The sequence below is a fragment of the Micromonospora sp. D75 genome (assembly GCF_018070405.1).
Taxonomy (GTDB): Bacteria; Actinomycetota; Actinomycetes; order Mycobacteriales; family Micromonosporaceae; genus Micromonospora; species Micromonospora chalcea.
In genome coordinates this window covers 1-6005 of record NZ_JAGPXV010000363.1, presented here as the reverse complement: position 1 = coordinate 6005, position 6005 = coordinate 1, and the positions used below count along the sequence as shown (strand labels likewise).

Annotated in this window: 4 protein-coding genes and 1 pseudogene; 1 reads left to right on the top strand and 4 read right to left on the bottom strand. The window is 74.1% G+C overall.

The genetic code is table 11. From position 1 onward, the window contains the following. The 3 genes from cobA to cobC form a co-directional block, all read right to left on the bottom strand. The coding region (gene cobA, locus KBX39_RS20480) for a uroporphyrinogen-III C-methyltransferase (protein WP_210872002.1) at positions 1-1239 on the bottom strand (1239 nt) is incomplete at its 3' end. After that, positions 1236-2306, bottom strand: coding sequence for a nicotinate-nucleotide--dimethylbenzimidazole phosphoribosyltransferase (cobT, locus tag KBX39_RS20475; protein ID WP_064448654.1), 1071 nt, complete (start codon positions 2304-2306; stop codon positions 1236-1238). The genes cobT and cobA, both read right to left, overlap by 4 nt. After that, positions 2306-3388: an Rv2231c family pyridoxal phosphate-dependent protein CobC gene (cobC, locus tag KBX39_RS20470; protein ID WP_210872000.1), complete on the bottom strand. Its 1083-nt coding sequence runs from the start codon at positions 3386-3388 to the stop codon at positions 2306-2308. Before cobC ends, cobT begins: the two co-directional genes overlap by 1 nt. Before the next feature lie 121 nt (positions 3389-3509). On the opposite strand from cobC, the gene KBX39_RS20465 reads away from it, so the two are divergent. Beyond that, a complete protein-coding gene (locus KBX39_RS20465; RefSeq protein ID WP_064448656.1) occupies positions 3510-5642 on the top strand; it encodes a transglycosylase domain-containing protein in 2133 nt (710 codons plus the stop codon). Between the two features lie 112 nt (positions 5643-5754). Here the strand turns inward: KBX39_RS20465 and KBX39_RS20460 are convergent. After that, positions 5755-6005, bottom strand: a pseudogene (locus KBX39_RS20460) (cobyrinic acid a,c-diamide synthase); the annotation flags it as partial.

The window sequence follows — 6005 nt, the reverse complement described above, 5'->3', positions numbered from 1 at the left end:
GGCGGGGGTCAGGGCGTGCACCACGTCGCCTACCACCACGATCGCGGGTGGGCGCAGGGCGGCGGCCTCGACGTCGGCGGCGACCGCGCCGAGCGTGGAGCGCAGCGTGCGCTGGGCCGACGTGGTGCCCTCCTGGATCACCGCTGCCGGGGTGTCCGCCGGCTTGCCGTGCGCGATCAGGGTGGCGGCGATCGCGGCGAGGTTCTTCAGCCCCATCAGGATCACCAGCGTGCCGCGCAGCCCGGCCAGGGCGTCCCAGCGCACCAGCGACGCGGGCGCGTCGGGCGCGAGGTGCCCGGACACCACTGTGAACTCGTGCGCCACGCCCCGGTGCGTCACCGGCACGCCGGCCACCTCGGGCACCGCGATCGCGCTGGTCACGCCGGGCACCACAGTCACCGGTACGCCCGCCTCGGCGCAGGCCAGCAGTTCCTCGCCGCCCCGGCCGAAGACGTACGGGTCGCCGCCCTTGAGCCGTACCACCACCTTGCCGGCCCGGGCCCGGTCCACCAGGATCCGGTTGATCTCCTCCTGGGCGCGCGACGGCCCGTACGGGATCTTGGAGGCGTCGACCAGCTCGACGTCGGGGCGCATCTCGTCCAGGAGCAGTCCGGGCACGAGCCGGTCGGCGACGACCACCTCGGCCTCGGTGAGCAGCCGCCATCCCTTCACGGTGATCAGCTCCGGGTCGCCCGGACCGGATCCGACGAGCGCGACACGGCCGCCGGTGTTAACAGGGGTCCCTTCCTCTACCGCAGGCGTTAACGGGGGGCCCTTCCTTCCGAGCAACTCCCGGACGGCGTCGCGGACGCCCATCGCGCGGCGGGGGTCGCCGCCGCCGAGGACCGCAACCGTCACCGGGCCGTGCCGGGTCACCGCCGGCGTCCACGCGCTCGCCGCCGTCCGGTCGTCGGCGCGTACGCAGAAGATCCGCCGCTCGGCCGCGGCGGCGCTGACCGCGGCGGCGGCGGTCCGGTCGTCCACCGCCACCTGGACCAGCCACGCGCCGTCCAGGTCACCGGGGGCGAACCGGCGCGGCTCCCAGTGCAGCCGCCCGGCGTCGACGTGGGCACGCAGCGCCGGCGTCAGTTCGGGCGAGACCAGCAGGACGTCCGCGCCGGCGTCGAGCAGCGCCGGCACCCGCCGGGTGGCGACCGCTCCCCCGCCCACGACGACCACGCGCCGCCCGTCCAGCCGCAACCCCAGGGGGTACGGGCTGGGCGACGTCGGTCCGGTCACTTCTCCGCCACCCCGGCGGAGTCGAACGTCGCCACCTCGTGCAGTACCCGGACCGCGCCGGTGACCACCGGCAGGGCGAGCAGCGCCCCGGTGCCCTCGCCGAGCCGCAGCCCCAGGTCGATCAGCGGCTCCAGCCCGAGGTGCCGCAGCGCCGCCGTGGCGCCCGGCTCGGCGCTGCGGTGCCCGGCCACCATGGCGCCCACCGCGTCCGGCGCGAACGCGGCGGCGGCGACCGCGGCGCTCACCGCGATCACGCCGTCGAGCAGCACCGGCACCCGGCGCGCGGCGGCGCCGAGGATCAGGCCGGTCAGCGCGGCGTGCTCCAGCCCGCCGACGGTCGCCAGCACACCCAGCGGGTCGGCCGGGTCGGGCTCGTGCCGGGCCAGCGCGGCCCGCACCACCGCCACCTTGCGGGCGTACGTCTCGTCGTCGACCCCGGTGCCCCGGCCGGTGGCCGCCTCGGCGTCGACGCCGGAGAACGCGGCGATGAGCGTGGCGGACGGGGTGGTGTTGCCGATGCCCATGTCGCCGGTGAGCAGGATGCCCGCCCCGGCGTCGATCAGCTCGCCCGCGACCCGGATACCGGTCTCGACGGCCGTGCGGGCCTCGTCCCGGGTGAGCGCGGCGGTGACCGTCATGTCGCGGGTGCCGGCGCGGACGTTCGCGGACACCAGACGCGGCCCGGCCGGGTCGGCGGACTCGGCGCCGGGGATCGGGGTGGCCACGCCGACGTCCACCACCGTGACCGAGGCGCCGGCCTGGCGGGCGAACGCGTTCACCACCGCGCCGCCGGCCAGGAAGTTGGCGATCATCTGGGCGGTGACCTCCTGCGGCCACGGGGTCACGCCCTGGGCGTGCACGCCGTGGTCACCGGCGAAGATCGCCACCGCGGCCGGCTCGGGCAGCGGCGGCGGGCAGGCGCCGGCCAGCCCGGCGAGACGTACCGAGAGCGGCTCCAGGGCGCCGAGCGAGCCCGCGGGCTTGGTCAGCCGCCCCTGCAACTCGCGGGCCGCCGCCATGGCGGCCTCGTCCAGCGGCCGGATCGCCGCGACTGTGGACTCCAGCATCATGCCTCCAGGATCCGTGCCAGCGTCTCGATGAACGCGTCTGTGGTGCCCCTGTCGCGTACGGCGATCCGGAGCCAGTCCGGGCCGAGCCCGGGGAACGTGTCGCCCCGGCGTACCGCCCAGCCGTGCGCGCGCAGCCGCTCCCGTACGTCGGCGGCGCCGGCCACGTGGATCAGGACGAAGGCGGCGGCGGGGCGGCCCGCCACGCGTACCCCGGGCAGGCCGGACAGGCGGGCCACCAGGTGGTCGCGGTCGGCGGCGAGTTCGGCGGCGATGGCGCGTTCGGCGGCGACGGCGGCCGGCGCGGCGCAGGCGGTGGCGGCGGCGAGCGCGGGGGTGGAGACCGCCCAGAGCGGCTGCGCGGCGGCGAACCGGGCCAGCAGCGCGGGGTCGCCGAGCAGGTAGCCGATCCGCAGCCCGGCCAGGCCCCAGGTCTTGGTGAGGCTGCGCACGACCACGAGGCCGGGCAGGTCGCGACGCGCGGCCAGGGACTCGGGCTCGCCGTCGACGCCCGGCGCGGTGGTGGTGTCGGCGAAGGCCTCGTCGACCACGAGCACCCGTCCGGGGCGGGCCAGCGTGGCGATCGCCTCCACCGGGTGCAGCACGGAGGTCGGGTTCGTGGGGTTGCCGATCATGACCAGGTCGGCGTCTTCCGGGACGCTCGCCGGGTCCAGGCGGAAGCCGTCGGCCGGGTCGAGCAGCACCCGGTCCACCCGGTGCCCGGCGGCCCGCAGCGCGGCTTCCGGCTCGGTGAACTGGGGGTGCACCACGACGGGGTGGCGGACGCCGGACAACGCGCGAGCGATCAGGACGAAACCCTCGGCGGCGCCGGCGGTGAGGAGTACCTCTTCCGGGGGTCGCCCGTGCCGGTGAGCGACGGCGGCGCGGGCCGGCGCCGGGTCCGGGTACGCGGCCAGGTCGCCCAGCGCGGCGGTGACCGGGTCGGCCAGCCAGTCCGGCATCGGGGCGCGGCGCACGTTGACCGCCAGGTCGACCAGGCCGGGCGTGGCCTCGGCGTCCCCGTGGTGGCCCAAGTCGGGCTCGTCGAGCGCGGCGGCGCTCCCGGTCGATGGTGCGGGCATGTCCGCGATCCTGCCGGGTAGCCGCCGCCCGGGACAGCGCATCCCGGCGTGGGTCGCGTCACGGTCCGCCGGTTTATGAGTTCTTCTCATTTCCGAATCGGAAATGTCATAGCTTGACCCCGTGAGCAGTCGTCCCCTTGCTTCCGCTGGCCGTCTCGTTCCTCTTCTCCGCGCCGGGCTGATCGCCGGCATCGTGGTCGCCGCCGCCCTGTATCCGCTGGTCGCCGTCACCGGCATCGGGGCCAAGGCCACCGCGCACGCGATCGAACAGAAGACGAGCATCCTCAAGACCGCGCTGCCGGCCGAGACCTCGTACGTCTACGCGCCGGACGGCAAGACGGTGCTGACGATGTTCTACGAGGAGTACCGGCAGTACACCAAGATCGAGAACATGTCGCCGAACATCCAGCAGGCGATCGTCGCCGCCGAGGACAACCGCTTCTACCAGCACCACGGCGTCGACCCGAAGGGCGTGGCGCGAGCTTTCGTCTCCAACGCCCGATCCGGCGGCGTCTCCCAGGGCGCCTCGACGATCACCATGCAGTACGTGCGGATGGCGCTGCGGGACAGCGCGACCACGCCCAAGGAGGTCCAGGAGGCGACCCAGCAGACCAGCCTGCGCAAGGTCAAGGAGATGCGCATGGCGCTGGACATCGAGAAGCACCTGACCAAGGAACAGATCCTGGAGCGCTACCTCAACTCGGCCTACTTCGGTCACCGCGCGTACGGGATCTACGCCGCCTCGCAGATCTTCTTCTCCAAGACGCCGGCCACGCTCACCCCGGTCGAGGCGGCCACGCTGGCCGGGCTGGTGAAGTCGCCGTCGGAGTACGACCCGATCACCTCCGACCAGAAGGAGGCCACCGGCCGGCGCAACTACGTGCTGGACAACATGGCCCGCCTCGGTTACCTGTCACCCGACGCCGCCGCGGCGGCCAAGGGCCAGCCGATCAAGCTGAAGCTGACCGACCCGCCGAACGACTGCGCCGCGATCGACGGCGGGCACCGCAGCTGGGGCTTCTACTGCGACTACCTGAAGAACTGGTGGAGCGCCCAGCCCGCGTTCGGCGAGAACCGGCTGGAACGGATGGACAAGCTGCGCCGCGGCGGCTACCGGATCGTGCTCGCGCTCGATCCGAAGACGCAGGCGGCGGCGGAGAAGAACGTGGGCGCCAAGGACAACACCGGCAGCCCGTTCGCCAACGGCATCGTGGTCGCCGAGCCCGGCACCGGGCGGATCAAGGCGATGGCGGTGAACCGGAACTACTCGCTGGACCTGGCCGAGAACCCGAACAGCTCGAACCCGGAGGCCGGACCGAAGGTCAAGGCGAACTACCCGAACACGGTGGCGCCGCTGCTCGGCGGCGGGACGCTCCCGGGCTACCAGGCCGGTTCGACGTTCAAGATGTTCCCGATGCTCGCCGCGCTCAACGCCGGGATGCCGCTGTCCACCGCGTACGACTCGCCGTACACGTACAAGTCGGCCGTCTACGACGGGTGGGCCCCGTCGAACGCCAGCGGCGCGATGACCGGGCGGCAGACCATGTGGTCCGGGTTCGGCAAGTCGGTGAACACCTACTTCGTCCAGCTGGAGGAGAAGATCGGCGCGGACGCCGGGGTGCGGCTGGCCGAGCAACTGGGGCTGCGCTGGCGTACCGACGTGGACAAGGAACAGGCGTCGCCGGGCAAGGCGAAGAAGTGGGGCGCGTTCACGCTCGGCGTCTCCGACGCCACCCCGCTGGAGATGGCGAACGCGTACGCCGCCATCGCCGCCGACGGGCGCTACTGCGAGGCGATCCCGGTCAACGCGATCATGAACCGGGACGGCACACCGGCCACGTACAGCACGCCGGGCGGGGTGCAGCGGGAGGTCGCCAAGCCGCGGTGCCGCCAGGTGGTGAACGCGGACGCGGCCCGGGCCGCCACGGACGCGGCGCGCTGCCCGACCGGCGACACCCCGGCGAAGGGGAGCTGCGGCGGCTGGTCGACGGCCGACAGCGTCCGCGGCACCGTGGGCCGGCCGGTCGCCGGCAAGACGGGTACGACGGACAGCACCCGGTCGGCGTGGTTCGTCGGCTACACGCCGGAGCTCGCGGCGGCGAGTTTCATCGCCGACCCGGACAATCCGTTCAACGCGGTGGGTGACGGGCAGTCGCAGATCCCGGTGAACGCGGTGGCGCAGACCCTGCGGGATTCCCTGAAGGGTCAGCCGACCCGCCAGTTCACCCCACCCTCGGACCAGATAGTCGGCTGACCCGCCCCGATCCGCCCGGGGGTGCGCCCGGGTAGTCGATCAAGGAGTTTGCGTCCGGATCGCCTGATCCGCCGACGCGAGCTCCTTGATCGACGTTTCCGTCACCTTGCGGTCAGGCGGGCGCCGGCACGGGCGCCAGCGCGGCGGCCACCAGCCGGGCCGCGACGTCCGGGTGCGCGGCCCAGTGCGGCACGAGCTGCGAGGCGTGCACGGCCTGCCGGACGAAGCCCTCCGGGTTGCCGCCCTCCCAGCGCCAGGCCGGCCGCTCACCGGCCCGCGGCGTGAGCACTGCCGCGTGCTGCTTGTGCCCGGTCACCGTCGTACCGGCCGGGGCCACCACGCTGTCCGTGACCGCCGTGGCCG